The organism is Paracoccus marcusii, from assembly GCF_006151785.1.
GTDB classification, from domain to species: Bacteria; Pseudomonadota; Alphaproteobacteria; order Rhodobacterales; family Rhodobacteraceae; genus Paracoccus; species Paracoccus marcusii.
Genome location: NZ_VDDD01000003.1, coordinates 15,996 through 40,823, shown reverse-complemented (window position 1 = coordinate 40,823; position 24,828 = coordinate 15,996). Strand labels below are relative to the sequence as shown.

General features: G+C 62.8%; 29 protein-coding genes. 14 read left to right on the top strand and 15 right to left on the bottom strand.

Translation table 11 applies throughout. The features are described from left to right. Positions 1-107: 107 nt before the first annotated feature. From fghA to hrcA, 7 genes are all read right to left on the bottom strand, one after another. A complete protein-coding gene (gene fghA, locus FHD68_RS01165; protein WP_045981889.1) occupies positions 108-941 on the bottom strand; it encodes an S-formylglutathione hydrolase in 834 nt (277 codons plus the stop codon). After that, positions 931-1,434, bottom strand: a complete 504-nt coding sequence (locus FHD68_RS01160) for a GNAT family N-acetyltransferase (protein ID WP_341872746.1) — start codon at positions 1,432-1,434, stop codon at positions 931-933. The genes fghA and FHD68_RS01160 overlap by 11 nt, the downstream gene beginning before the upstream one ends. 14 nt (positions 1,435-1,448) lie before the next feature. After that, positions 1,449-2,081, bottom strand: coding sequence for an ATP-dependent Clp protease proteolytic subunit (locus tag FHD68_RS01155; RefSeq protein ID WP_045981891.1), 633 nt, complete (start codon positions 2,079-2,081; stop codon positions 1,449-1,451). A 79-nt stretch (positions 2,082-2,160) separates the two neighbouring features. Continuing rightward, positions 2,161-3,291, bottom strand: coding sequence for an S-(hydroxymethyl)glutathione dehydrogenase/class III alcohol dehydrogenase (locus FHD68_RS01150; protein WP_046000533.1), 1,131 nt, complete (start codon positions 3,289-3,291; stop codon positions 2,161-2,163). Positions 3,292-3,399: 108 nt separating this feature from the next. Then, a complete protein-coding gene (gene gfa / locus FHD68_RS01145) occupies positions 3,400-3,984 on the bottom strand; it encodes an S-(hydroxymethyl)glutathione synthase (protein WP_127899255.1) in 585 nt (194 codons plus the stop codon). 107 nt (positions 3,985-4,091) lie between these two features. Further along, positions 4,092-4,622 (bottom strand): nucleotide exchange factor GrpE, encoded by a 531-nt coding sequence (locus FHD68_RS01140; protein ID WP_045981894.1) that lies wholly within the window; start codon positions 4,620-4,622, stop codon positions 4,092-4,094. Between the two features lie 6 nt (positions 4,623-4,628). After that, entirely contained in the window at positions 4,629-5,684 is a 1,056-nt protein-coding gene (gene hrcA, locus FHD68_RS01135) for a heat-inducible transcriptional repressor HrcA (RefSeq protein ID WP_045981895.1), read from the bottom strand. Positions 5,685-5,770: 86 nt separating this feature from the next. Here hrcA and rph point away from each other — a divergent pair, with 86 nt between their 5' ends. From rph to FHD68_RS01110, 5 genes are read left to right on the top strand one after another with little or no spacing between them, the layout of a single operon-like run. Then, positions 5,771-6,484, top strand: coding sequence for a ribonuclease PH (gene rph, locus FHD68_RS01130; protein ID WP_045981896.1), 714 nt, complete (start codon positions 5,771-5,773; stop codon positions 6,482-6,484). Next, positions 6,481-7,089 carry a non-canonical purine NTP pyrophosphatase gene (locus FHD68_RS01125; RefSeq protein WP_045981897.1) on the top strand — a complete coding sequence of 203 codons (609 nt, stop codon included), beginning with the start codon at positions 6,481-6,483 and terminating at the stop codon, positions 7,087-7,089. The genes rph and FHD68_RS01125 overlap by 4 nt, the downstream gene beginning before the upstream one ends. Then, positions 7,082-7,456, top strand: a complete 375-nt coding sequence (locus FHD68_RS01120) for a RidA family protein (RefSeq protein WP_127897540.1) — start codon at positions 7,082-7,084, stop codon at positions 7,454-7,456. The genes FHD68_RS01125 and FHD68_RS01120 overlap by 8 nt, the downstream gene beginning before the upstream one ends. Continuing rightward, a complete protein-coding gene (gene hemW, locus FHD68_RS01115; RefSeq protein WP_127897539.1) occupies positions 7,453-8,619 on the top strand; it encodes a radical SAM family heme chaperone HemW in 1,167 nt (388 codons plus the stop codon). The genes FHD68_RS01120 and hemW overlap by 4 nt, the downstream gene beginning before the upstream one ends. A gap of 15 nt (positions 8,620-8,634) precedes the next feature. Continuing rightward, complete coding sequence (locus FHD68_RS01110) at positions 8,635-8,979, top strand: YbaN family protein (RefSeq protein WP_127897538.1); 345 nt, start codon at positions 8,635-8,637, stop codon at positions 8,977-8,979. A gap of 42 nt (positions 8,980-9,021) precedes the next feature. On the opposite strand, the gene FHD68_RS01105 is transcribed toward FHD68_RS01110, so the two are convergent. The 7 genes from FHD68_RS01105 to FHD68_RS01075 form a co-directional block, all read right to left on the bottom strand. Next, positions 9,022-9,915 carry a ParB/RepB/Spo0J family partition protein gene (locus FHD68_RS01105; RefSeq protein ID WP_045981901.1) on the bottom strand — a complete coding sequence of 298 codons (894 nt, stop codon included), beginning with the start codon at positions 9,913-9,915 and terminating at the stop codon, positions 9,022-9,024. Further along, positions 9,915-10,700 (bottom strand): ParA family protein, encoded by a 786-nt coding sequence (locus FHD68_RS01100; RefSeq protein ID WP_127897537.1) that lies wholly within the window; start codon positions 10,698-10,700, stop codon positions 9,915-9,917. The genes FHD68_RS01105 and FHD68_RS01100 overlap by 1 nt, the downstream gene beginning before the upstream one ends. After that, entirely contained in the window at positions 10,693-11,283 is a 591-nt protein-coding gene (rsmG, locus tag FHD68_RS01095; protein ID WP_127897536.1) for a 16S rRNA (guanine(527)-N(7))-methyltransferase RsmG, read from the bottom strand. Before rsmG ends, FHD68_RS01100 begins: the two co-directional genes overlap by 8 nt. Next, on the bottom strand, positions 11,280-13,139 hold the full coding sequence (mnmG, locus tag FHD68_RS01090) for a tRNA uridine-5-carboxymethylaminomethyl(34) synthesis enzyme MnmG (RefSeq protein WP_127897535.1): 1,860 nt from the start codon (positions 13,137-13,139) through the stop codon (positions 11,280-11,282). Before mnmG ends, rsmG begins: the two co-directional genes overlap by 4 nt. Positions 13,140-13,151: 12 nt before the next feature. Continuing rightward, positions 13,152-14,417, bottom strand: a complete 1,266-nt coding sequence (gene mnmE, locus FHD68_RS01085) for a tRNA uridine-5-carboxymethylaminomethyl(34) synthesis GTPase MnmE (protein WP_139085042.1) — start codon at positions 14,415-14,417, stop codon at positions 13,152-13,154. Positions 14,418-14,427: 10 nt separating this feature from the next. After that, entirely contained in the window at positions 14,428-15,699 is a 1,272-nt protein-coding gene (rho, locus tag FHD68_RS01080) for a transcription termination factor Rho (protein ID WP_045981904.1), read from the bottom strand. A gap of 127 nt (positions 15,700-15,826) precedes the next feature. Beyond that, complete coding sequence (locus FHD68_RS01075; RefSeq protein WP_127897533.1) at positions 15,827-16,273, bottom strand: CopD family protein; 447 nt, start codon at positions 16,271-16,273, stop codon at positions 15,827-15,829. Positions 16,274-16,766: 493 nt separating this feature from the next. Here FHD68_RS01075 and FHD68_RS01070 point away from each other — a divergent pair, with 493 nt between their 5' ends. From FHD68_RS01070 to FHD68_RS01055, 4 genes are read left to right on the top strand one after another with little or no spacing between them, the layout of a single operon-like run. After that, complete coding sequence (locus FHD68_RS01070) at positions 16,767-17,621, top strand: shikimate dehydrogenase (RefSeq protein WP_127899254.1); 855 nt, start codon at positions 16,767-16,769, stop codon at positions 17,619-17,621. Beyond that, the gene (coaE, locus tag FHD68_RS01065) at positions 17,618-18,205 is read left to right on the top strand and encodes a dephospho-CoA kinase (protein ID WP_127897532.1); all 588 of its coding nucleotides are present in this window, start codon (positions 17,618-17,620) and stop codon (positions 18,203-18,205) included. Before FHD68_RS01070 ends, coaE begins: the two co-directional genes overlap by 4 nt. Beyond that, a complete protein-coding gene (dnaQ, locus tag FHD68_RS01060) occupies positions 18,198-18,905 on the top strand; it encodes a DNA polymerase III subunit epsilon (protein WP_127897531.1) in 708 nt (235 codons plus the stop codon). The genes coaE and dnaQ overlap by 8 nt, the downstream gene beginning before the upstream one ends. Positions 18,906-18,965: 60 nt before the next feature. Beyond that, complete coding sequence (locus tag FHD68_RS01055; protein WP_232303326.1) at positions 18,966-19,856, top strand: YihY/virulence factor BrkB family protein; 891 nt, start codon at positions 18,966-18,968, stop codon at positions 19,854-19,856. Positions 19,857-19,893: 37 nt separating this feature from the next. Here FHD68_RS01055 and FHD68_RS01050 read toward each other — a convergent pair whose 3' ends face one another. Then, complete coding sequence (locus FHD68_RS01050) at positions 19,894-20,697, bottom strand: response regulator (protein ID WP_127897530.1); 804 nt, start codon at positions 20,695-20,697, stop codon at positions 19,894-19,896. Positions 20,698-20,828: 131 nt separating this feature from the next. Here FHD68_RS01050 and FHD68_RS01045 point away from each other — a divergent pair, with 131 nt between their 5' ends. The 5 genes from FHD68_RS01045 to FHD68_RS01025 all read left to right on the top strand — a co-directional run bounded on the left by FHD68_RS01045 (position 20,829) and on the right by FHD68_RS01025 (position 24,795). Next, on the top strand, positions 20,829-20,939 hold the full coding sequence (locus FHD68_RS01045; protein ID WP_231558891.1) for a NepR family anti-sigma factor: 111 nt from the start codon (positions 20,829-20,831) through the stop codon (positions 20,937-20,939). 55 nt (positions 20,940-20,994) lie between these two features. Then, on the top strand, positions 20,995-21,561 hold the full coding sequence (locus FHD68_RS01040) for an RNA polymerase sigma factor (RefSeq protein ID WP_045981909.1): 567 nt from the start codon (positions 20,995-20,997) through the stop codon (positions 21,559-21,561). 76 nt (positions 21,562-21,637) lie between these two features. Next, positions 21,638-23,362, top strand: coding sequence for a sensor histidine kinase (locus FHD68_RS01035; protein WP_240542476.1), 1,725 nt, complete (start codon positions 21,638-21,640; stop codon positions 23,360-23,362). 78 nt (positions 23,363-23,440) lie between these two features. Then, positions 23,441-24,136: a paraquat-inducible protein A gene (locus FHD68_RS01030; protein ID WP_045981911.1), complete on the top strand. Its 696-nt coding sequence runs from the start codon at positions 23,441-23,443 to the stop codon at positions 24,134-24,136. Then, complete coding sequence (locus tag FHD68_RS01025) at positions 24,133-24,795, top strand: paraquat-inducible protein A (protein WP_045981912.1); 663 nt, start codon at positions 24,133-24,135, stop codon at positions 24,793-24,795. The genes FHD68_RS01030 and FHD68_RS01025 overlap by 4 nt, the downstream gene beginning before the upstream one ends. The last annotated feature ends 33 nt before the right edge of the window (positions 24,796-24,828 follow it).

Below are 24,828 nucleotides of genomic sequence, written 5' to 3'. Positions count from 1 at the left end.
CCAAGTAGTTGGTCGGGCACCCCCTTGCGTCAATCGCGGCCCCTGCCCTTTGCCCCTAAAGTCTTATGGGAAAACGGCAGGGGCATCGGGAATGTTCGGCAATCGGTTCAGGTCAGCCGTTCGGCATGCCAGAAGACATGGTCGGCCATGAAGCTCTGGACGAAGAAGTAGCTGTGGTCATAGCCCGGATGCATGCGGAACTGACCGGGCTGGCGGCGTGCCATCATCGCATGAGCCAACGATTCGGGACGCAGCAGGTCCAGGAACTGGTCGTTGGCGCCCTGGTCGATCAGCACCTCTCCGGGATAGCCCTTCTCGGTCATCAGCAGCGTCGCGTCATGGGCCCGCCACGTGGCGCGATCCTCGCCCAGATAGGCCGTGAACTGCTTGCGACCCCAGTCCGATTCCGTCGGGTTCGCGATCGGAGAGAAGGCCGACACCGACTTGTAGCGGTCTGGATGGGTCATCGCGATGGTCAGCGCGCCGTGCCCGCCCATCGAATGGCCGGTGATGCCCATCGCATCGCGGTCGATGGCGAAATTGTCGGACACCAGTTCGGGCAGTTCATGAACGATGTAGTGCCACATCTGGAAATGTGGCTTCCACGGGTCCTGCGTGGCGTTCACGTAAAAGCCCGCGCCCTGGCCCAGGTCATAGGCCTCGTCGTTGGCCACACCCTCGCCGCGGGGCGAGGTGTCGGGAAAGATGATCGCGATGCCGGCCTCGTCGCACCACTGCTGGGCGGCGGCCTTGGTCATCGCGTTCTCGTGGTTGCAGGTCAGGCCGGACAGGTACCACAGAACCGGTACGCGCCCGTGCAGCGCCATCTCCGGCAGGTAGACGGCAAAGGTCATGTCGGTGCCGGTGGCCTGCGACTTGTGGCGATAGACGCCTTGGGTGCCGCCGAAGCTGCGGGTTTCGGACAGGGTCTCAAGGCTCATCGGGCTCTCCCTTCAGGGTGTGGAACATGACCAGCCCATCGACCGGTCCAAGCTGGGGATGACGAAACGCCTCCGGCAGCCGGCCGACAATGGAAAATCCGGCCTTCTGCCACAAATGGACGGCATCGGCATTGGTCGACACCACGAAATTGAACTGCATCGCGGCGAATCCCTGCGCGGCGGACCATGATTTCGCATGTTCGACCAGCCCGCGGGCGACGCCCCGGCCCCGCGCGTCCGGATGGGTCGCAAAGGACGCGTTGGCGACATGCGACCCGCCTGCGGGGCGGTTCGCGCCCACATGGCTGGTCCCCAGGATGCGGCCGTCCAGCACCGCGACGAAGGCCGTGAAGGGATGCGCGAACCAGTCGGCGATCGCCTCGGGGCGGGTGATGTCGCGGGGGATGCAATAGGTCTCACCGGCACGATAGACGGGCTCCAGGATGGCCCAGATCGCATCGTGATCGGCGGGGGTGGCCGGGCGGATGGTCAATCCGCCCCCTGCCGTCATTTCAGGTCGTCCGCGCTGCGGATCACCTGGCCCAGCAGGCCGTAATCCAGCGCCTCCTGCGTGTTCAGCCAGAAATCGCGCTGCGTGTCCTTTTCGATCCGCTCGACCTTCTGACCGGTCGCCTCGGCGAAGATCTGGTTCAGGCGATCGCGCATCAGGCGCACCTGTTCCGCCTGGATCATCATGTCCGAGGACGTGCCGCCGATCCCGCCCGAGGGCTGGTGGATCAGGAAGCGGGTGTTGGGCAGGCAGTAGCGGTTTTCCTTCTTCGCCGCGACGAAGATCAGCGCGCCGGCGCTGGCGACCCAGCCCGACCCGATGGTGCGCACGGTGGGACGGATGAACTTGACCACGTCGTGGATCATGTCGCCCGATTCCACATGCCCGCCGGGGGACGAGATCAGCATGTTGATCGGCTTGTCGCTTTCCTCGGCCAAGGCCAGAAGGTGGGCCACGGTGCGCTGCGCCAGCTTGTCGTTGATGGCGCCGGCGACGATCACCGTGCGCGACTTGAAGTACAGCTTGCCGATCTTGTCGCCTTCGGGCAGGCCCAGCCCGCCCTCTTCCTTGTGGCGGCGGTCGTCTTCTTGCGGTTCGTCGTCGTCATCGTCCAGCCACTGGTGACGCATCGGCCTGCTCCTTGTTCTCTCTCATGGCGACGGCGGGGCCGGGGCCCTGCCGTTCTTTTACCTAAGCAGCCATGAAGGATCAGTAAAGGACGACCGAGCGGATCGATTCACCGTGATGCATCAGATCGAAGCCCTTGTTGATATCGTCGAGCGGCATCGTGTGGGTGATCATCGGGTCGATCTCGATCTTGCCGTCCATGTACCAGTCGACGATCTTGGGCACGTCGGTCCGCCCGCGCGCGCCGCCGAAGGCCGTGCCCTTCCAGACCCGGCCGGTGACCAGCTGGAACGGGCGGGTGCTGATCTCGGCGCCCGCCGCGGCCACGCCGATGATCACCGACACGCCCCAGCCCCGATGGGTGCATTCCAGCGCGTCGCGCATCACCTTGGTGCTGCCGGTCGCGTCAAAGCTGTAATCGGCGCCGCCGATCTGGTCGAAGGGGGTCTTGGTCATCTCGACGATGTGCTGGACGATGCCGCCGTCGATTTCCTTGGGATTGACGAAATGCGTCATGCCGAAGCGTTCGGCCATCTCGCGGCGGTCGTTGTTCAGATCGACGCCGATGATCATGTCAGCGCCCGCCAGCCGCAGGCCCTGCACGACGTTCAGGCCGATGCCGCCCAGGCCAAAGACCACCGCCTTGGCGCCGATCTCGACCTTGGCAGTGTTGATGACCGCGCCGATGCCGGTGGTCACGCCGCAGCCGATATAGCAGATCTTGTCAAAGGGCGCGTCGTCGCGGACCTTGGCGACCGCGATCTCGGGCAGGACCGTGTGGTTGGCGAAGGTCGAGCAGCCCATGTAGTGATAGATCGGCGTGCCATCCAGCATGCTGAAGCGGGTCGTGCCGTCGGGCATCAGGCCCTTGCCCTGGGTCGCGCGGATCTTGGTGCACAGGTTCGTCTTGCCCGACAGGCAGGACGCGCATTCGCGGCATTCCGGCGTGTAGAGCGGGATGACGTGATCGCCGACCTTCAGCGAGGTGACGCCGGGGCCGACCTCGACCACGACGCCCGCGCCCTCATGGCCCAGGATGGCGGGGAAGATGCCTTCCGGGTCGTCGCCCGAACGGGTGAATTCGTCGGTATGGCAGATACCGGTGGCCTTGATTTCGATCATGACCTCGCCGGCCTTGGGGCCTTCCAGGTTGACCTCCATCACTTCCAGCGGTTTGCCGGCCTCTAGGGCCACGGCGGCACGGGTTCTCATGACTATTCTCCTGTTCCCTCACGGGCTTGTCGGTCGGGCGTTTCAGTCAGGTCTAAGGGGCCGACAAGCGGCCCCTTGGCTGTTCTTCCAGTCTAATGCGCATCCCCGTCAAGCGGGCAGCGCACCGGAGCGCTTGGCGATGCTGGTGGCGATCGCGTCCATCAACGGCGGGGACAGTGCGTCATAGGGCTCCAGCCCCAGTTCGCGCAGGCGCGAACGAATGCCGTCCATGCGGCTTGGTTCGACCCCCGATTCGATGACGGAGCTGACGAATGCCGCGAATTCCGGCGCCGACCAACCCTGCTCCCCCGACAGTTCGGTATGCACGAAGTCCAGCCCATAGAACGGATGGTCCTTGTTCTCGATCCGGCCGTACATGTGCACGCCGCACTCGCGGCAGCGGTGGCGCTGGATGGCGGCACCAGCGTCCACGACCTCCAGTTTGTCGGCGCCCTCCAGGACTTCGACGGAATCGCGGGACACCACGGCGATCTGGCTGAACACCGCATCGTCGGGTTTCCAGCACTTGGTGCAGCCGCAGACATGGTTGTGGGCGGTCTGCGCGCTGACCCGGACCTTGACCGGGTTGGTCGCGCAGTTACACGTCAGGACCCCGCCCGAGAAGCCCGGGCTGCCTTTCGCGATGCCGTGATCGACGGCAGGGTGGATATGCACCCCCTGAGTGCTGGTCATCATCCCCTCCTCTGGCTGACCGGTGTGACCAAGCGTCGCGCCATCGGGAACATTCGGCAAGTCAGCGGAAGGTAGCAGCCCGGCCCGCGGACCGGGCTGCGAATCGGTCAGCTGGCGGGGGTCGAGGACACGCCGACCTTGGCCGGGCGCAGCAGGCGATCGTGCAGCATGAAGCCGTTATCCATCACCTGGATAATGTGGCCCGCGACGGTGCCGGGGACCGCGGCCTCGAACATCGCCTCGTGGTGGGTGGGGTCGAACTTGTCGCCGGCCTCGGGGCGGATGATGGTCACGCCGTGCTTGGTGAACACGTTGGACAGCTCGCGCAGGGTCAGTTCGACCCCCTCGATCAGGGCGGCGGCGGCGGTGCGCTGCTCCTCTCCCGCGGCGTCCAGCGCGCGGGTCAGGGCGTCATGCACGGGCAGCAGATCGCGTGCCAGGCGCGATCCGCCGTAATTCTCGGCGTCGCGGCGGTCCTTGTCGGCCCGCTTGCGCGAGTTTTCGGCATCGGCCAACGCGCGCATCCACTTGTCGCGCAGCTCGTCGCGCTCGGCGGTCAGCTGGGCCAGCGCGTCATCGGGCTCTGCCAGGGGGTCATCCATGAATTCGTCCATGGGCTGTTCGTTCTGCTCGGTCATTTCACTTCATCCTTTCCGGCCGGACAGCACCCGCCCGACCAGCTGCGCGGTATAATCGACGATCGGCACGATCCGGCCGTAATTCAGCCGGGTCGGCCCGATGACACCCACCGCACCCACAATTTTCCGGTCGGCATTCATATAGGGTGAAACCACCAGAGCGGAACCCGAAAGTGAAAAAAGCTTATTCTCGGAGCCGATGAAAATGCGCACACCCTCGCCCCGTTCGGTCAGTTCCAGGAACTCGACGATGTCGCGCTTGCGTTCCAGGTCGTCGAACAGCACGCGGATGCGGTCCAGGTCGGCGGCCTCGCGGTCCAGCAGGTTCGCGCGTCCCCGCACGATCAGGCGCGGGTCGGTGGCCTCGGCGCCCCACAGCGCGATGCCCGATTCCACCAGCTCTGCGGCCAGCACGTCCAGTTCGCGCCTGCGGGCGTTGATCTGCTGGGACAGATGGCCGCGCAGTTCGGCCAATGTCTTGCCCTCGGCCATGGCGTTCAGGAAATTGCCGGCCTCGCGCATCGATGACGGGGTCTGGCCGGGCGGGGGGGTAAAGATGCGGTTCTCGACATGGCCGTCGGCAAAGACCAGAACCACCAGCGCCCGATCCGGACCCAGGCTGACGAATTCGATATGGCGGATCGGCGCTTCGTGCTTGGGCATCAGGACCAGCGACGCGCCGCGCGTGATCGAGGACAGCGCCGTGCTGACACGGTCCAGCAGCACCCCGGTCTCGGGGTCGTCATTGCCAAGCGTCTGGTCGATGGCGGCACGGTCGGTCGAATTGACGGCATCGATCTCCATCATGCCGTCGACGAACAGGCGCAGGCCCATCTGCGACGGCAGGCGCCCTGCGGATGCATGCGGGCTGTCTAGCAGGCCCATGAATTCCAGGTCCTGCATCACGTTTCGGATGGTCGCGGCGCTGACCTTTTCGGACAGCGCGCGGGTCAGGGTGCGAGAGCCCACCGGCTCTCCGGTCTCCAGATAGGATTCGACGACCCGGCGAAACACCTCGCGGGACCGGTCGTTCATCTCGTGCAGCAGCGATTCCTGGTTCATGCGCCCCGTCTTGTGACCCTCGGTGGGGTTGCGTGATGGTGCCCCCGGACGGTATGGGCATCCTAACCTCACGAAAAGGAACAGTCATGCGCCCGTCCGGCCGGAATCTAGCCCAAATGCGTCCGATTTCAATTGAAACCGGGGTGATGCGCCACGCCGAGGGGTCCTGTCTGATCCGGTGCGGCGACACGCATGTCCTGTGCACCGCCACCATCGAGGACAACCCGCCGCGTTTCCTGAAAGGCACCGGCCTGGGCTGGGTCACGGCCGAATACGGCATGCTGCCACGCGCCACGAACACGCGCAACCGCCGTGAGGCAGCCCAGGGCAAGCAGTCGGGCCGCACGCAGGAGATCCAGCGCCTGATCGGCCGCAGCCTGCGCGCGGGCATCGACCGCAGCGTCCTGGGCGAACGCCAGATCAGCATCGACTGCGACGTGATCCAAGCGGACGGCGGCACGCGCTGTGCGTCCATCACCGGGGGCTGGGTGGCGCTGCGGCTGGCGGTGAACAAGCTGCTGAAGGCCGGCGCGATCTCCAGCGACCCGATCCTGGACCACGTGGCGGCCGTCAGCTGCGGCATCTATGCGGGTCAGCCGCTTCTGGACCTGGACTATGCCGAGGACAGCGAGGCCGGGACCGACGGCAACTTCGTGCTGACCGGTGCGGGCCGCCTGATCGAGGTGCAGATGTCGGCCGAAGGCGCGACCTTCTCGCGCGACGAGATGGGACGTCTGCTGGACCTGGCCGAGGCCGGGATGGCCGATCTGGTCGCCGCGCAGAAGGCGGCCGTGGCATGAGGCAGTTCACCGACAAGCGGCTGCTGGTCGCGACGCACAACGCCGGCAAGCTCGACGAGATGCGCGCCCTGCTGGCGCCCTATGGCGTCGAGGTGGTCGGCGCGGCCCAGATGGGTCTGGCCGAACCCGCCGAAACCGAGGACAGCTTCGTCGGCAATGCCCGCATCAAGGCACGCGCCGCCATGCAGGCGACCGGCCTGCCCGTCCTGTCGGACGACAGCGGCATCTGCGTCGATGCCCTGGGCGGCGCGCCGGGCGTCCAGACCGCGGACTGGGCCGAAACGCCCCAGGGCCGCGATTTCGCCATGGCCATGGAGCGCACCTGGCGCGAATTGGAGGCCGTGGACGCCCCTGCCCCGCGTCGTGCGCAGTTCCGCTGCACGCTGGTGCTGATGTGGCCCGACGGCCACGAGGAGGTGTTCGAGGGCGTTCTGCCGGGCCAGGTCGTCTGGCCGCCGCGCGGGGCCGAGGGTCACGGCTATGACCCGATCTTCCAGCCCGACGGACACCCCGTCACCCTTGGAGAGATGCCCGCCAAGACCAAAAACAGCCTCAGCCATCGCGCCCGCGCCGTGTCGCGCATGATCGAGGCCTGCTTTGCATAGGCTGACCACCGGATCGCCCTTCGAAGCGCGGCTGGCCTACAGCCGCGCCGTGGTCAAGGGCGACTGGTGCTTCGTGTCGGGCGTCACCGGTTACGACTATGCCGACATGACCATGCCGGAGGATCCCTGCCAGCAGGCGCGCAACTGTTTCACGACGATCTTCTCGGTGCTGAAGCAGGCGGGTTTTGCGCCCGCCGACATCGTTCGGGTGCAGTACACGATCACCGATGCTGCGCTGGTCGACGTCATCGCCCCTGCCCTGTCCGATGCGCTTGGCGACATCCGGCCTGCGGCCACGATGGTGGTCGCGGGCCTGATCCGGCCCGAGATGCGCGTCGAGATCGAAGTCACGGCGTTCCGCGGATGACGGTCGCGGGCGAGGATTGGCGTGCCGGGGGGTTCGGCCTTTATGTGCATTGGCCCTTCTGCGCGGCCAAGTGCCCCTATTGCGATTTCAACAGCCATGTCGTGGCCCATGTCGATCAGCGCCGATGGGCAGACGCCCTGTCCGCCGAGATCGTGCGCCTTGCCGCCGAAACGCCGGACCGGCATCTGGGCAGCATCTTCTTTGGCGGCGGTACCCCATCGCTGATGCTGCCCGAGACGGTCGATGCGGTGATCCGCGCCGCCCAGGCCGGGTGGGGCTTTGCCAACGATATCGAGATATCGCTGGAAGCCAATCCGACCAGCGTCGAAAAGGGCCGCTTTCGCGGATTTGCCGATGCGGGTGTGAACCGCCTGTCGATGGGGATACAGGCACTGAACGACACCGACCTGCACCGGCTTGGCCGCATGCATTCCGTGGCCGAGGCGCGCACGGCATTCGACGTCGCGCGCAGCGTCTTCGACAGGGTCAGTTTCGACCTGATCTATGCCAGACAGGGCCAGGATAGCACCGCTTGGCGGGCGGAACTGCGCGAGGCGCTGTCCATGGCCGTAGATCATCTGTCGTTGTATCAGCTGACGATCGAGCCCGGCACGGCGTTTGGCGCACGGGCCGAGGCGGGCAAGCTGCGCGACCTGCCCGATGACGACCTGTCGGCCGACATGTATTTCGACACCCAGGACCTGTGCGAGGCTGCCGGCATGGGATGCTATGAGATTTCGAACCACGCCCGCCCCGGCGCGCAGAGCCGTCACAATCTGGTCTATTGGCGCCAGGGGGACTGGGCGGCCGTTGGGCCCGGTGCGCATGGTCGGCTGACCCTGCCCAACGGACGCATGGCGACCGAGGCGCATCGCATGCCCGGAGCCTGGATTCAGGCGGTGGAAACAACCGGAACCGGAGAGGTGCCGCGCGACGCCATTCCCGCGCATGAGCAGGCAACCGAGTACCTGTTGATGTCCCTGCGCCTGACCGAAGGCCTGGAGGAAGCGCGCTATGCAGCCCTGTCCGGCAAGCCCCTGGAGGAGCATGCGGTGACGTCATTGATCGATATGGGGATGATCGACCGCCGTGATGGGCGCATCCAGGCAACTGCGCAGGGCCGGCCGGTGCTGAACGCGATTCTGCGCGAACTGGCGGCCTGACCGGTGCGGCGGCGGATGTGGCTGGTCTTGGGGTGGCTGTTTGCCTTGTGCGGGATCATCGGTGTCGCCTTGCCGGTGGTGCCCACGGTCCCCTTCCTTCTGGTGGCCGCGTGGGCCTTTGCACGATCCTCTCCGACATTGGAGCGTCGGATCCTGGATCACCCCACCTACGGACCACCCGTGCGTGCGTGGCAGGAACGTGGTGTCGTCGGGCGATTGGCCAAGATCTGGGCCATCACCGCAATGAGCTCCGGGGTCGGCATTTCGTGGTGGATGGGGATGCCGCCTTGGGTTGTCGCGACTCAGGCGGCGATCTGTGGGCTGGTCGCGCTATTTCTTGTAACGCGGCCCAGCCAATAATCAGGATTTGGCAGTAATTTTCTTACCATAAACTATATATGGTCAGCGATTGCCTCCAAGAAGCTGGCACAGCTGATCCAGTTGGTCCAGATCACGATAGGTGATCGTCAACTGCCCCCCGTCTGCACCGCCATGTGAAATCTGCACGCGCATCTTCAGATGAGCACCCAGATCTGCCTCCAGCGCCTTGGTATCGGCATCCTTTGCAGCGCTTCGCGAGGCCTTGCGCGGCTTTTCACCGCCGTCCTGCGACAGCTTTCGCACCATCTCTTCGGTATCACGGACCGACAGGCCTTTTTCACTGACTCTACGGGCCAACTGCGCGGCGTTGGGAGCCGTGATCAAGGCGCGGGCGTGCCCCGCACTGAGCTTGCCGTCCTTGACCATATCCTGGACAGAATCGGGTAATGACAACAGCCTAAGAAGGTTTGCGATGTGACTGCGGCTCTTGTTCAGCGCTTCGGCCAATTTTTCCTGCGTATGACCGAAACGGTCCATCAGTTGCCGGAACGATGCCGCTTCTTCGATCGCATTCAGGTCGGCACGCTGAATGTTCTCGATAATGGCGACTTCAAGAACCTCGGTATCCGACATGTCGCGGATGATGACCGGCATCTCATGCAGTTGCGCCATTTGGCCCGCACGCCAGCGCCGTTCGCCCGCGACGATCTGATAGAGATCCTTGTCCTGTGGGTGGGGACGCACGATAAGGGGCTGAAGCACACCGCGCTGCCGCAAGGAGGCGGCAAGCTCCTGTAACGCGTCCGGATCGAAGGTCCGACGCGGCTGGTCAGGATTAGCGGTGATCTGCTCGATCGGGAGCATCATGCGGTCTCGCGATTGCGCGGGACCTGCGCTGTCGCCAAGGTCCATGTCGGCCATCAATGCGGACAGACCCCGGCCAAGGCCACGTTTCGCAATTTTGCTGTCCGACATCACGCAATCTCCGGGATCAGTTTCAGGCGCGCCGTGAATTCGGTCGCGAATTGACGATAGGCGTGGCTGCCCTTTGACGACGGATCATAGATCAACACCGGCTGCGCATGTGACGGGGCCTCGGACACGCGGACGTTTCTGGGAATGACCGTGGGATAGACAAGATCGCCAAGCGTCTCGCGCGCGTCTGCCTCCACCTGCTGCGATAAGTTGTTCCGATAATCGGACATCGTGAGAAGAATGCCATTGATGCGGAGCTTGGGATTGGCGCCTTGGCGGACCTGCTTCACCGTACCCAGCAATTGCGACAAACCCTCCAAGGCATAGAATTCCGCCTGAAGCGGAACAAGAACACTGGACGCCGCAACCATCGCATTAACCGTCAACAGACCCAAGGCCGGCGGACAGTCGATCAGCACGATCGTTCCATGTGGTGCATCAGATAGCTGGCGTTCCAAAAGACGCGTGCGATCAGCAACTTGGGACAGTTGTACATCGGCAGACGCAAGATCGGATGTCGATGGGACAACCCGCAGGTTCGGAACCGCAGTGTCGACGGCTGCAGTCATGAGATTCGCATCGCCGGTCAAAAGGTCATAGACCGTGAAATCACGGTCTTCGGTCCCAATCCCCAGTCCCGTTGACGCATTTCCTTGAGGGTCCAGGTCAACAAGTATCGTCGGATAGCCTGCTTGCGCCAAAGCAGCACCCAAATTAACAGCGGTCGTCGTCTTGCCAACGCCGCCCTTCTGGTTCGCGATTGCCACAATATGCTGTTCAGGCATGCGAGACTCCGGTAATTTTTAGGATGGCTGCGTCTGGATCTGTTTTACTTGGAAAGTTGGTAACGTCAAATCGCCATTCCTTCCTTGCTTCGTCGCATTCCGCTTTCCACGAACGGCCTTTCAGGAATATTGCGGTGCCGTCCTGGTGCATATGCCTTCGGACCATCGAAAGAAGGACCGACAATGGTGCAAGCGCGCGGGCAGAAACAAAGTTTGCGGCGAGTGGGGGTACATTTTCTATACGACCTGTCAGGATCGATACATTTTGCAACGATAACTCTCGAATGACGGTGCGCAAAAACGCCGACTTCCGCTGATCGCTTTCAACTAAGGACACTGTCAGCGGGGCCTTCTGAGCATATATAGAGACAACTATGCCAGGAAGCCCGGCGCCGCTTCCAAGGTCTACCCAATTCCCTTCCGGAAATTGTACGTGATCGAAGATCTGAATGCTGTCCTGAATATGCCTTGAGTTGAACTCCGGAAGTGTCGAAGGCGCAATCAAGTTTATTTTCGCATTCCATTTCCGTACGAGAGCTTCGTATGCGGTAAGCCTCTCATGTGTTTCACGTGAAACGATCATGCAGTACGACGCACGCTTGTCTTCGAAGCGACGATTAATAGCGTCAACGCTGCTGGCGTCATTCCTTCAATCTTTGAAGCCTCGAACACCGTCTTAGGTCGACGATCCGAAAGCTTTCCACGCAATTCAGACGAGAGACCACCCAAGCCGCTGTAGTCAATATCAGGGTCGAGAGATGTAGCCTCATTAGCTCTGATTAATTCAGCATCTTTGTTTTGCCGACCAGTATATTGCTCATACAAAGCATCGTTCCGCAGCTGCACCAATGTTTCACTGGAGACAGCAGCCAGTTCAGGAACAATATCTGCGAGTTTGTCCGGATTGATATCGCTATGACCGAGCAAGCTAAAGACAGTCCTTCTTTGGCCGTCCCTTGAGACGTGGAATCCGGCATTGTTCAGATCATTTGATGATAAGAAAACAGAACTAAGACGATCGCGTGCGTAAGTGTATTTCGATTGACGCGCCTGAAACGACACAGACCGTTCATTCGAAATGCACCCTATCTCTATTGCCATCGGGGTAAGACGTTGATCTGCATTGTCCGCCCGCAAGGTCAATCTGAACTCGGCGCGGGATGTAAACATGCGATAAGGTTCTGTCACGCCTCTAGTGACCAGATCATCGATCATCACACCGATATAGCTGTTTGTCCGGCTAAAGGTCACAGGTGCCTTGTCCGCCGCCTTAAGCGCGGCATTCAAGCCAGCAACGAGTCCTTGGGCAGCTGCTTCCTCGTATCCTGTCGTTCCGTTAATTTGACCTGCCAAGAACAGGCCACGAACTGATCTGACTGCGAGCGTCGTATCTAGGGACGTAGGGTCGATATAATCATACTCGACCGCATACCCTGGCTGAGTGATCTCCGCGTTCTCCATCCCCCGGATGGACCGAACATAAGCTAGCTGCACATCCTCAGGCAGAGAAGTTGAAATGCCGTTCGGGTAAACGATATCGCTATCCAATCCCTCCGGCTCCAGAAATACCTGGTGGGAATCTTTGTCGGCAAAGCGAATTATTTTATCCTCTATAGAGGGGCAATATCTGGGTCCGCGACCACTGATGTGACCGCCATACATCGCAGATTTCTGAATATTATCGTTGATGATTCGATGTGTCGTCGCATTTGTATGTGTGATCTTGCAATCGATCTGCTGAACTAACGACGCGGCAGGAAGATAAGAGAAGGTGACCGGCGTTTCGTCACCTGGTTGAGATTCAAGAATATCCCAATCGATTGACGATTTTCTGATCCGCGGCGGCGTTCCAGTTTTCAGCCGACCCAGTGGCAGGGCAAACTTGGCAAGGCTTTCACCAAGCCTGCTTGCCGCCCTATCCCCCCAACGACCGGCAGGACGGCTGACGTCGCCAATATGTATCATGCCATTGAGGAACGTGCCTGTTGTCAAGACAACCGATTTAGAACGCACGTCTCTTCCGTCGGATAGGCTTACACCTTCGACAACTTTTGCATCGCCAAGAAATTCAACAGCCTCGCCGAACACGATATCAACGCCAACGTAGCTGGAGATAAGCTCCCAAGCGGCGGCGCGATAAAGATCTCTATCCATCTGAGCCCTAGGCCCTTGAACTGCAGGCCCCTTTCGACGATTCAGAAGTCTAAACTGAATGCCGGCTTGATCAGCCAGCCGTCCCATCACACCGTCCATCGCGTCGACTTCGCGGACCAGATGACCTTTACCAAGTCCACCGATAGCAGGATTGCAGGATAACGTACCGATGTCCTCGCGGCGCATGGTGATCAGGGCTACGGTTGCACCGAGGCGCGCCGCAGCGGTAGCTGCTTCCAAGCCTGCGTGCCCCCCACCGATGACTGCGACGTCGTAATGTTTCACGTGAAACAACTCCTACTTGCCGATGCAAAACGACGAAAAGATAACATCAAGATAGTCGTCCGCACCGATTCTTCCAAGTAAACGATCTAACGATGCTGCAGATAGACGAAGCTTCTCCGCAATAAGTTCTGCGGGCACTCCCCCTACACCTTCAACTGCCTCAAGTGCGGTAATGATTTCTAAACGCTGCCGCTCATGACTGATCAGACCTGCAGATGAAACACGGTCTCTCAGTATTTCACCAATCATACCAAGCATTTTGTCAATACCATGCCCGGTCACTGCGGATAGTGTCAGATCAGCGTCACTTTCATGGATGTCCGCATGGCTGACCGCAATGACATCATCAGGGTGCCAAAGTTCCTGTACGATATCCCCGTCACGCGAAAGATGGATACGCAGATCAGCACTTTTCGCGCGATTCAATGCGCGGTCTATCCCAATCCTCTCAACAGCATCCTCGGATTCCCGCAAACCTGCCGTATCAAGAAACGTCACGGGCAACCCGTTCAGATCGAACTTGAGTTCAATCACATCTCTTGTCGTTCCCTCCCGATCAGATACGATCGCTACATCTCTCTGGGCCAACCTGTTCAGGAGACTCGATTTTCCGGCATTTGGCGGTCCGATGATAGCGACTTCGAACCCCATCCTGATCCGTTCGGCCGATGAGAATCCTGCCAACTCGCGCTGCAGCGCTTCGCGCAGTTCTGCAATTGCTTCGAAAACCCGATTGGGAACCTCATCAGGAACGTCTTCGTCCGCGAAATCAACACTGACCTCGACCAAGGCGCCAGCTTCGATCAGAAGTTGCCGCCAATCCAACGCCTTTTGGGCCAGTTCGCCGCTCGCAGTGCGCAAGGCCAACTTACGCTGAGCCTCGGTCTCTGCTGCAAGGAGATCACCCAGCCCCTCGATTTCGGCAAGATCCATCCGGCCGTTCAGAAAGGCTCGCCGTGTGAACTCGCCGGCTTCCGCTGGTCTGGCACCCATGGACAGCAGCGCTGACCCTACCCGTCGTGAAATCACAGGTGCACCATGCAGATGCAATTCTGCCACTTCGTCGCCGGTAAAACTCTGACCCTCTGGGAACCACATTGCCAGAACCTGGTCGATCGGCTCGTCGTCGTGCCTCAAGGTCCGAAAATACGCATGACGCGCGTCAGGCATTTGGCCGACAAGACGCTCGGCAGTCAGCCGAGCATTCGTGCCGCTCAGACGGATGACAGAAACTCCCCCCCGCCCGAGCGGGGTGGCTTCTGCAAAGATCAGGTCCATGGCTGCCTCGTCAGGCGTTCATCGAGTCGAAGAACTCGGCGTTGCTCTTGGTCTGTTTCATCTTGGAAATCAGGAACTCAACGGCGTCAGTCGTGCCCATCGGATTCAGGATGCGACGCAGCAGATAAGTCTTCTGAAGGTCCTTGCTGTCGACCAGCAGTTCCTCTTTCCGCGTACCGGATTTCAGGATGTCCATGGCCGGGAAGACGCGCTTGTCTGCAACCTTGCGGTCCAGGACGATCTCGCTGTTGCCCGTACCCTTGAACTCCTCGAAAATCACTTCGTCCATGCGCGATCCGGTGTCGATCAGCGCCGTGGCGATGATCGTCAGACTTCCGCCTTCCTCGATATTGCGTGCCGCGCCGAAGAACCGCTTGGGTCGCTGCAATGCATTCGCATCGACACCACCGGTCAGCACCTTGCCCGAGCTGGGGACAACGGTGTTGAACGCTCTACCAAGTCTTGTGATAGAGTCCAAAAGAATCACAACATCTCGCTTGTGCTCGACCAGACGCTTTGCCTTTTCGATGACCATCTCGGACACAGCAACGTGGCGGCTGGCCGGTTCGTCGAAGGTCGAGGACACGACCTCGCCGCGCACGCTGCGCTGCATGTCCGTCACTTCCTCGGGGCGCTCGTCGATCAGCAGGACGATCAGATAGCATTCCGGATGGTTCTTCTCGATCGAATGGGCGATGTTCTGCAGCAGAACCGTCTTGCCCGTCCGCGGCGGTGCCACGATCAGCGACCGCTGACCCTTGCCGATCGGCGCCACCAGATCGATGATCCGGGCACTGCGATCCTTCACAGTGGGATCCTCGATCTCCATGTTCAGGCGTTCGTCCGGGTAAAGCGGCGTCAGGTTGTCGAATGCGACCTTGTGGCGGGCCTTTTCCGGCTCTTCAAAGTTGATCTTTTCGACCTTCGTCAGCGCAAAATACCGTTCGTTGTCACCAGGCGCACGGATGACGCCGTCCACCGTGTCGCCCGTACGCAGCGAATGCTGACGGATCATGTCCGGGCTGACATAGATGTCGTCCGGTCCGGGCAGATAGTTCGCCTCGGTCGACCGCAAAAAGCCGAAGCCGTCCTGAACGACCTCCAGCACGCCTTCGCCGCCGATCTCCCAGCCCTCCTCGGCATGCTCCTTGAGGATCGAGAACATCATCTCGCCCTTGCGCATGGTCGAGGCGTTCTCGATCTCCCACTCCTCGGCCATCGACAGCAGGTCGGCGGGGCTCTTTGCCTTGAGGTCGGACAGATTCAGGCGTTCTTCGGTCATTCTGATGCAAACTTTCAGCCGCGCGACGTATCGGACGGAGCAGACAGGCGTTCAAGGGAATCCCGTACCGGACGGCCGGGGTTGGGGCGCAAATAAGGCCGCGCCGGTCACGAGTCAATCTTTTCGATCAGAACTTGACGATCACGGCGGTCACGATCCCCACCATCAGCAGGGTCGGCACCTCGTTCATCATCCGATAGGACCGCCCGGCAAGGGCCATTCCGGCCGACAGATGCCGCCGTTCGTGCGCGCACCACATGTGAAACACGCTCATCGCGATCACGCAGGCCGCCTTGACCCACGGCCAGGTCATGTCCCAGCTGACGATGCCCGGCGTCATCACCAGGGCCAACCCGCTGATCCACGTGGCGATCATCGCCGGGTTCATGATCAGCCGCAGCAGCTTCTGTTCCATGATCATGAAGCTTGCGACCGGTTCGGCCGATTCCCTACTGCGTTCGGCGTGATAGACGAACAGCCTGGGCAGGTAGAACAGGCCCGCCATCCACGAAATGACGGCCATGACGTGGAACGCCTTCACATAGGGATAAATCAGGGCCAGTCCGTCGATCATCGCGAAACCTCTCTTCGGTCTTCTCTTAAATAAGAAAGATAAAGAAAGGAATGTTGTTGAAGTAGGGCCTGTGGATAGCAGGAATTGGACTCTGTTCACCGGGATTTCCTCAGAATCGGGCGTTGTGGACAAGCATGTGCGAAAGCGGCAAGCCGACCTGAAAACTGTTTGTAAACAAAGCGATCATATGTGGATAACTTTGCGGATAATGATTTGGCCGCTGATTCCTCCACAGGCCGCCCGATCGGGCCGCCCGATTCGTCCCCCTGTGGAAAACGCCCTGCTGTTTCTGCTTTGTTCCAAGGGCAAATCAGGACAGGCAGGGGATTGACGCGGGTTGCCACCAACCCCGGCGCCGATTCCTCCGAAGATTTGTCCACAGCGTGCCTGCCCCGATCCGCCACGGATATGCCGCCAGATGCCGACAGGGGCTTTCGTCACGCCGTCCGTGTGCCTAGTCTGCACTGAAAGACGCCATGTGATGATCAAGCCGATGCAAGACGACCCGCCCGCCAGCCAGATCACCCACGCGCCCCTGGCCGGCGTGATCGGCATGCCCATCGCGCATTCGCGCTCTCCGCGCCTGCACGGACATTGGTTGGCCCGCTATGGCCTGCCCGGCCATTACGTGCCGATCCCGGTAATGCCCGAACATCTGGCCGAGGTTCTGCGCATCCTGCCGCGTGCCGGTTTCGTCGGTGCCAATGTCACCATTCCCCACAAGGAGGCGGTCCTGACGCTGGCTGACACGGTCACGGATCGCGCGGCCCTGATCGGTGCCGCCAACACGCTGATCTTTCGCCCCGACGGCAAGATCCATGCCGACAATACCGACGGCTATGGCTTCATCGCGAACCTGCGGCAGAACGAACCCGACTGGCAGCCCGATCTGGGCCCCGCCGCGGTGATCGGTGCGGGGGGTGCGGCACGGGCGGTGGTCGCCTCCCTGCTGGACAGCGGCGTCAAGGAGTTGCGCATCGCCAACCGGACGCGGCTGCGGGCGGAACAGATCAAGGCAGAGTTCGGGGCGCGCCTGGTCGTCTATGACTGGGCCCAGGTCGGCAACATGCTGGAAGGCGCATCCACCGTCGTCAACGCCACCTCGCTTGGGATGGATGGAAAGCAGCCGCTGCGGGTGCCGCTGGACGCGCTGTCGCCCGGTGCCTTGGTCACAGACCTGGTCTATACCCCGCTGATGACCCCCTTCCTGACCGAGGCGCAGGCCCGCGGATGCCGCGTGGTCGATGGTCTGGGAATGCTGCTGCACCAGGCGGCCCCAGGCTTTGAACGTTGGTTCGGCCAGCGCCCCGATGTCGACGACGAGGCGCGGCGGGTCGCGCTGGAATGACCTTTCGTCTTGGCCTGACCGGCAGCATCGGCATGGGCAAATCCACCACGGCACAGATGTTCCGCGATCTTGGTCACCCGGTCTGGGACGCGGATCAGGCCGTCCATCGCCTGTATGCCCCGGGCGGATTGGCCGTGGCGCCGGTCGCCGCCGCCTTTCCCGCAGCCCTAAGCCAAGACGGAATCGACCGGGGCGCGCTGAAGACCGCGCTTGCCACCGACCCTGCCGCACTGGCGCGGCTGGAGGGGATCGTCCACCCCCTGGTCGCACGGGACAGGCAGGATTTCCTGGCGCGACATGTGGGCGCACCCCTGGTCGTCCTGGACATCCCCCTGCTGTTCGAAAGCGCGCATCCCCCCGATCTGGACGGGGTCGCGGTGGTGTCCACCGATCCCGCCACTCAGGCGGCCCGCGTGCTTGCGCGTCCGGGCATGACGCGCGATACGCTGGCCATGATCCTGGCGCGCCAGATGCCCGACGTGGACAAGCGTGCGCGCGCCGACTGGATCATTCCGACCGACAGCCTGGATGGCGCCCGTGCCGCCGTCGCCCGCATCGTGAACGAGGTTGCCCCCCATGCGTGAGATCGTCCTGGACACCGAAACCACCGGCTTCGATGCCGAGGGTGCCGACCGCATCGTCGAGATCGGCGCGCTGGAGCTGATGAACCACCTGCCCACCGGGCGCACCTTCCACGTCTACATCAACCCCGAACGGTCGATGCCCAAGGAGGCGTTCGACGTCCACGGCCTAGGCGACGACTTTCTGCGCGACAAGCCGAAATTCGCGGCGATCGTCAGTGATTTCATGGACTTCATCGCCGACGACGCCAAGCTGGTGATCCACAATGCCAGCTTCGACATGAAGTTCCTGAACGCCGAACTGAAACGCGCGGGGCACAAGCCGCTGCCATGGTCGCGGGCGCTGGACACGCTGATGCTGGCACGCGAAAAGTTTCCCGGATCGCCCGCGACGCTGGATGCGCTGTGCCGCCGCTTCGGCGTGGACAATTCGGGTCGCGAGCTGCACGGCGCCTTGCTGGACAGCGAACTGCTGGCCGAGGTCTATCTGGAACTGATCGGTGGCCGCCAGCCTGACCTGGTCCTGGACAAGCCCGGTGCACAGGACGACGCTGCCCGTAGCCCCGATGGCCAGATGCGCCCGCGCGCCGCGCGTCCCCGCCCCCTGCCGCCCCGCCTGACCCCGGACGAGGCGCAGGCCCATGCCCAATTCGTGGCCAAGCTGGGCGAGGATTCGGTCTGGGCGCGCTTCGCCACGACCTGACGGCGGTCTTGCGCGGGCCGGTTTCGCGGACCATGCTGACGAAAAGGGATGCGGGGCGGGATGCTGGACTGGCTGCGGGATCTGGGATCATTCTGGGGTGCCATCTTCGAACGGATGGACAAGACCCACATGACGCTGATCGCGGCGGGCGTCGCGTTCTATGCGATGTTCGCGGTGTTTCCCGGACTGGCCGCGATCATCGCGCTGTGGAGCCTGTGGTTCGACCCGATGGTCGTCCTGACCTATCTGGACGTCGCGCATGAATTCCTGCCGGACGGCGCGTCCGACATCGTCGACGACCAGGTGACCACGCTGACGCAAAATGGCCAGACATCGGTCGGGTGGACGTCGTTCGTGTCGTTCATGATCGCCACCGTCGCGGCGCGGGCGGGGGTGGACGCCCTGATCCGCGGCTTGAACGCCGCCTATGGGGTGCGGGCGCATTCGACGATCTTCGGCTTCGTGCTGGCCTATGCGCTGACATTGGTGATCGTCGGGATCTCCCTTGCAGGGCTGGCGACGATCGTCGTGGTGCCGGTGCTGCTGAACTTCCTGGTCTTTGCGCCCGTGCGGGCATCGCTGCTGACGGTGCTGCCTTGGGCGGGGATGTTCCTGCTGGTGATCGTGACCATCGGGGTGCTGTATCGCTACGGTCCCAACGTCAAGACGCCGCGCACCCCGATCTTCACCTGGGGGGCGCTGTTCGCGGCCGTGCTATGGTCGGCGGGGTCGATCGCGTTTTCCGCCTATCTAGGCAGCTTCAACAGCTATAACCGCATCTACGGCTCGATCGGGACCGTGGTGGCGCTGCTGATGTGGTTCTATCTGGCGGGGTTCTCGGTGCTGCTAGGCGCGCTGATCAATGTCGAACTGGCGCGGCGTCGCCGGATGCGGGCGGCACGCGAGGCACGGCGCGGCTTTGACGAACTGCTGGCAGAGAAGGCAAAGTGAAAGGGGCGCCCGGTCCGGGGCGCCCCTGTCCTTATCCTCAGGCGTTCAGGCCCTCGGTCGAGGCGAAGAACATCGCCTGGCTGACCGCCGAACGCACCTGCTCCTCGCTGTAGGGCTTGGAGATCAGGAAGGCCGGCTCCGGTCGGTCGCCCGTCAGCAAGCGTTCCGGGAAGGCGGTGATGAAGATCACAGGGATGTCGCCCATGCTGCCCAGCAGCTCGTTGACGGCGTCGACGCCCGACGATCCGTCGGCCAGCTGGATGTCGGCCAGGATCAGGTCGGGACGGTACTTGCCGGCCAGTTCGATCGCGGCGGTGTGGGTACGGGCGACGCCGGTGACGTCGTGGCCCATCGCCTGGACGATGCCCTTCAGGTCCATCGCGATGATCATCTCATCCTCGATGACCATGACCTTGCCGCGCAGCGCCTGGCCCATCTCGTTCAGGGCGATCTGGACCAGTTCCTCCGCCTCGGCAGCCTCGATCTGCATCACACGGGCGATCTGGTCGGCGCGCAGCTCCTCGATCGTGCGCAGCAACAGGGCCTCGCGCGAGTTTGGCGTCAGGCCGCGCAGATGGCCTTGGGCCCGGCGTTCACGTTCGGACATCTCGGCATCGTCCACCGGCTGGCCCGAGCTTTGCCAGATCACGTGGAACGTCTTGAACAGCGCGATGCGCAGGTCGTCTTCGCCGTCCAGAACGCTGCGATCGGTCAGGATCGCCTCCAGCGTGGCGGCTGCATAATTGTCGCCGGCGCGCTGGCTGCCGGTCAGGGCGCGCGCGTAGCGACGCAGAAACGGAAGCTCGCGCCCGATGGATTGGGCCAGATCGGCAACAGTCATTACACAGTCCTCTTAAATCGCGTATTGCAGGGAACCAACTGAACCCCCTATCGGTTGCATGCTGTGCGCACAAGTTTGTCGGGACTGACACGAATATGACACCAAAGCGAGACGACCGCAGGAGAGCGGCTGTGGAAAAACAGATCGATGAGAACCTGAAACGCGTCTATGAGCAGGATGCAACTGACCAGATCCCCGATCGGTTTCTGGAACTGCTGAAGAAGTTGAAGGAACAGGAATGATCCGTTTCCCGGCCCGGCGTTCCTCGATCCCCAAGCTTTCCGGTGTTTCATTTCCATGACCAATTCCCCTTCGGTTCATCCGCGCGACCAGCTGGTCGATCACCTGCCCGCATTGCGGGCCTTTGCGCTGTCGCTGACCCGCGAGGGGGCGTCGGCCGATGATCTGGTGCAGGACACCATCGTCAAGGCGTGGACGAACATGGACAAGTTCCAGGCCGGAACGAACCTGCGCGCCTGGCTGTTCACCATCCTGCGCAACACGTTCTATTCGTCGCGCCGCAAGACCAAGCGTGAGGTCAGCGACAGCGACGGCATCCATGCCGCCCGCCAGGCGACGCGGCCCGACCATGACGGGCGCCTTGCCCTTCGCGACTTCCGCGCGGCCTTCGACAAGCTGCCCGACGAACAGCGCGAGGCACTGATCCTGGTCGGCGCATCGGGCTTTTCCTACGAGGAAGCGGCCGAGATGACCAAGGTCGCCGTCGGCACGGTCAAGTCGCGCGCCAATCGCGGGCGCCGGAAGCTGGCTGAACTGCTGCACCTGGAACAGGGTGAGGAGTTGAGCATGACCGACCAGGCGACCCTGGCCGTCATGGCGCAGAACAACTACAGTTCTCGCTGAGGCGGGCGGTGTGCTGAGGCGGATCACCCAACGGATGGAATTCACGCGGCGTCTCGGGTTTCGGCTCGGGGCGCTGTTGTCCATCGCGATCCTTCCGATCGGCCTGATCTCCCTTGTCCAGAACCTGCACCTGTCGCGCGAGGCGGAACGCAGCGCCGAAATCGCGTTGCTGGGCCGGACCGCATCGGCCGCCGCCGGAGAGCGGGCTTTGCTGCAAAGCGCATTGGGGGCCGCCGACGCCCTGGGCCCCGCGATCCTGGAAAGCGCGGGCCAGCCCGGCATGTGTTCGGATCTGCTGCGCAATTTCGTGCAGCGCAGCGGCACCTATCGCCATGCGGCCTTCGTGCCGGTGGACGGGCGCGTCGAATGCAGTTCCGCCGGGCCGGACGACCCGCAGCTGGACCTTTCGAACAGCGACATGGTCCGCGATTTCATGCGGAACCCGATGACCGCGGTGACCGCCATGGCCCAGGGGCCGGTCAGCCGGGAACCTGTCGTGGTGGTGCTGCAGCCCCTGTATCGCGACCGCGAATTCCTGGGCCTGACCGCCCTGTCCCTGACGCAGGAGCTGCTGCGTTCCACCCATGCGATGGATTTCGGGACCGAAGGTGCGCGTATCCTGACCTTCAACAATTCCGGCCGCGTGCTGATCGCGGATACCAGCCAAGGCGACGACCCGGCCCAGCTGCTGCCCCGCGACGTGCCCCTGGTCAGTTTGCCCGGACAGGGAGAAGCGACCTTTCGCACCCGCGCCAACAGCGGAGAGATGCGCGTCTTCACCGTCGTGCCGGTGGTCCCCGGCCTGGTCTATGCCCTTGGCAGCTGGAGCCCCAGCATCGCCGGCGTCGGGCTGTTCCAGCTGTCGCGCTTTGGCGCGGTCATGCTGCCGGTGGCGCTGTGGGTCGTGTCGCTGGCGGTCGCCTATTTCGCGGTGTTCCGGCTGGTCCTGCGCCACATCACCGTCCTGCGCGGACAGATGCGTCGTTTCGCCATCGGCAATCGTGACAGCCCGCCCCCGGTCCTGGCCGATGCGCCGACCGAGATCGCAGATGTCAGCCAGACCTTTCACAACATGGCCCGCATCCTGATCCGCGACGAAGAGGCGATGGAGCAGGCCGTCGCCGAAAAGACCGTCCTCCTCAAGGAGGTCCATCACCGGGTCAAGAACAACCTTCAGTTGATCGCCTCGATCATCAATATGCAAAGCCGCTTGATCGACGACCGGGACGCCAAGCGCGTGCTACGCTCGGTCCAGGACCGGGTGGCGGCGTTGGCCACGATCTACCGAAACCTGTATCAAGCCGAACAGCTGGATCAGGTCTATGCCAACCGGTTGATCACCGACATCATCGCCCAGCTGACCACCGCATCGGCCAGCGCAGGCCGTCACCTGCAGGTGCAGACCGACATCCAGCCGCTGACGATGCTGCCCGACCAGGCGGTGCCGCTGACCCTGCTGACGACCGAAGCCTTCACCAACGCCATAAAATACGCGGGCAATCCGGCGGATGGCGGCGATCCGTGGGTGCGCGTGTCGTTGACCTCTCCCACGCCGGGGCAGGGCCTTCTGGAGGTGGTGAACTCCACCGGCCCGGACGAGGCCGCGGGCGGCACCGGCTTGGGCAGCCAGCTGATCGAGGCGTTCTCGATGCAGCTGGAAGGCGATGTCACCACCGATTCCCAGCCCGGCGCCTATCGCCTGGCGCTGACCTTCCGGCTTGGCCAGGCCGGTTCCGCGGGCGGTAACAGCCCGCGACAGGTCGTCCTGACATCGGCGGCGCGGGCCGGATCGCGGCATTAGCGCCGCGCCTGCGTGCAATTCTGCGTGGCCCGCTCGCGCCATGCTTGCACCGCAGGCCGTCAGGCTTATCTTCGGCGCATGGAACGGGAACAAACATATGATCTGTCGACCGGCGAAGGGCTGATCGCCTGCCCGCTCTGCGACGCCCTGCATGTCCAGGAGGATCTGGACGTCGGAGAGACCGCGCGCTGCATCCGTTGCGGCACGGTCCTGGCCAAGCCGCGCGACGGCGCGTTCGCGCAGCTGATCGCGCTGGCCTTCACCTCGATGGTGCTGCTGGTGGGGGCGGTGTTCTTTCCCTTCCTCGAGGTGTCGGCGATGGGCTTCGGCAATGCCAGCTCGCTGTTCGACGTGGCTTTGGCCTTTGCCGACGGGGTTCTGCTGCCGCTGGTCTTGGCGGTGCTGGCGATGATCATCGGCCTGCCGATCCTGCGGGCGTTCCTGCTGCTCTATACGCTGGTCCCGCTGGCGCAGGGGCGTCCTCCGCATCGCCACGCGGCCATCGCCTTCCGCTGGTCCGAGCTGCTGCGCCCCTGGTCCATGGCCGAGATCTTTGTCATCGGCACCGCGGTCGCGCTGATCAAGGTCGCAGGTCTTGCCACCGTCCATCTGGGCCCGGCCTTCTGGGCATTCTGCGCGCTGATCTTCGTGAACCTCGCCAGCCGCGCCTTCATGTGCCAGACCTCGATCTGGGACGCGATCGAGGATACCGGTATGAAGACCGAGTATCAGGCCAAGACCCCCGCCCCCCTGACCGCCCCCGGCGACGCATGAGCGCGCCTGCCGGACAGTCCGATGCCCCCGTCCTGACCGCGCATCGCGCCGGTCTGTCGGGGTGCCACCGTTGCGGCCGGGTCTGGCCCCAGGATCAGGCCCGCTGTCACCGCTGCGGCGCGCATCTGGTCGCGCCCGACCGGCGCGGCCTGCAGAAGGTCTGGGCGTGGTGGCTGGCCGGGCTGATCGCCTATATCCCCGCCAACGTCTTCCCGATGATGAGCACCCAGACCTTCGCGGGCCTTGCCGGCAACTCCGAGGCGACGATCCTGGGCGGCGTGGTCGAGCTGATGCATTACGGCAATTACGACATCGCGCTGATCGTCTTCGTGGCCTCGGTCATCGTGCCGGTGGGCAAGTTCCTGGCCATCGCCTGGCTGGCCGTCGTCGCGGGCCGCCCGGCCAGCGTGGACCAGGCCCATTCGCGGCTGAAGGTCTATGAGGTCGTCGAATTTATCGGTCGCTGGTCGATGATCGACGTCTTTGTCGTGGCCATCCTGTCGGCGTTGGTGCAGCTGGGCTTCGTCGCCTCGATCCGGCCGGGACCGGCCGCGGTGTCCTTTGCCCTGTCGGTTGCTTTCACGATGCTTTCTGCGCAAAGCTTTGACGCACGATTGATCTGGCGCGGCCTGCCCTTGCGCACCCGCCGCGAACCCTGACCACCTGCATTTCCAGTACGAACGCCCAAGGAT

What these genes read in the sequence shown, in the direction of transcription:
- FHD68_RS01125 (WP_045981897.1), top strand. Translation starts at nt 6,481, where the DNA reads ATGAGGCAGTTCACCGACAAGCGGCTGCTGGTCGCGACGCACAACGCC.
- FHD68_RS01055 (WP_232303326.1), top strand. Translation starts at nt 18,966, where the DNA reads ATGCTGGACTGGCTGCGGGATCTGGGATCATTCTGGGGTGCCATCTTC.
- mnmE (WP_139085042.1), bottom strand. Translation starts at nt 14,417, where the DNA reads ATGGACCTGATCTTTGCAGAAGCCACCCCGCTCGGGCGGGGGGGAGTT.
- FHD68_RS01110 (WP_127897538.1), top strand. Translation starts at nt 8,635, where the DNA reads ATGTGGCTGGTCTTGGGGTGGCTGTTTGCCTTGTGCGGGATCATCGGT.
- FHD68_RS01100 (WP_127897537.1), bottom strand. Translation starts at nt 10,700, where the DNA reads ATGCCTGAACAGCATATTGTGGCAATCGCGAACCAGAAGGGCGGCGTT.
- FHD68_RS01140 (WP_045981894.1), bottom strand. Translation starts at nt 4,622, where the DNA reads ATGACCGAGCAGAACGAACAGCCCATGGACGAATTCATGGATGACCCC.
- rph (WP_045981896.1), top strand. Translation starts at nt 5,771, where the DNA reads ATGCGCCCGTCCGGCCGGAATCTAGCCCAAATGCGTCCGATTTCAATT.
- FHD68_RS01050 (WP_127897530.1), bottom strand. Translation starts at nt 20,697, where the DNA reads ATGACTGTTGCCGATCTGGCCCAATCCATCGGGCGCGAGCTTCCGTTT.
- FHD68_RS01040 (WP_045981909.1), top strand. Translation starts at nt 20,995, where the DNA reads ATGACCAATTCCCCTTCGGTTCATCCGCGCGACCAGCTGGTCGATCAC.
- FHD68_RS01025 (WP_045981912.1), top strand. Translation starts at nt 24,133, where the DNA reads ATGAGCGCGCCTGCCGGACAGTCCGATGCCCCCGTCCTGACCGCGCAT.
- hrcA (WP_045981895.1), bottom strand. Translation starts at nt 5,684, where the DNA reads ATGAACCAGGAATCGCTGCTGCACGAGATGAACGACCGGTCCCGCGAG.
- FHD68_RS01155 (WP_045981891.1), bottom strand. Translation starts at nt 2,081, where the DNA reads ATGCGTCACCAGTGGCTGGACGATGACGACGACGAACCGCAAGAAGAC.
- hemW (WP_127897539.1), top strand. Translation starts at nt 7,453, where the DNA reads ATGACGGTCGCGGGCGAGGATTGGCGTGCCGGGGGGTTCGGCCTTTAT.
- dnaQ (WP_127897531.1), top strand. Translation starts at nt 18,198, where the DNA reads ATGCGTGAGATCGTCCTGGACACCGAAACCACCGGCTTCGATGCCGAG.
- FHD68_RS01075 (WP_127897533.1), bottom strand. Translation starts at nt 16,273, where the DNA reads ATGATCGACGGACTGGCCCTGATTTATCCCTATGTGAAGGCGTTCCAC.
- FHD68_RS01105 (WP_045981901.1), bottom strand. Translation starts at nt 9,915, where the DNA reads ATGTCGGACAGCAAAATTGCGAAACGTGGCCTTGGCCGGGGTCTGTCC.
- rsmG (WP_127897536.1), bottom strand. Translation starts at nt 11,283, where the DNA reads ATGATCGTTTCACGTGAAACACATGAGAGGCTTACCGCATACGAAGCT.
- rho (WP_045981904.1), bottom strand. Translation starts at nt 15,699, where the DNA reads ATGACCGAAGAACGCCTGAATCTGTCCGACCTCAAGGCAAAGAGCCCC.
- FHD68_RS01150 (WP_046000533.1), bottom strand. Translation starts at nt 3,291, where the DNA reads ATGAGAACCCGTGCCGCCGTGGCCCTAGAGGCCGGCAAACCGCTGGAA.
- coaE (WP_127897532.1), top strand. Translation starts at nt 17,618, where the DNA reads ATGACCTTTCGTCTTGGCCTGACCGGCAGCATCGGCATGGGCAAATCC.
- fghA (WP_045981889.1), bottom strand. Translation starts at nt 941, where the DNA reads ATGAGCCTTGAGACCCTGTCCGAAACCCGCAGCTTCGGCGGCACCCAA.
- FHD68_RS01070 (WP_127899254.1), top strand. Translation starts at nt 16,767, where the DNA reads ATGCAAGACGACCCGCCCGCCAGCCAGATCACCCACGCGCCCCTGGCC.
- gfa (WP_127899255.1), bottom strand. Translation starts at nt 3,984, where the DNA reads ATGACCAGCACTCAGGGGGTGCATATCCACCCTGCCGTCGATCACGGC.
- FHD68_RS01030 (WP_045981911.1), top strand. Translation starts at nt 23,441, where the DNA reads ATGGAACGGGAACAAACATATGATCTGTCGACCGGCGAAGGGCTGATC.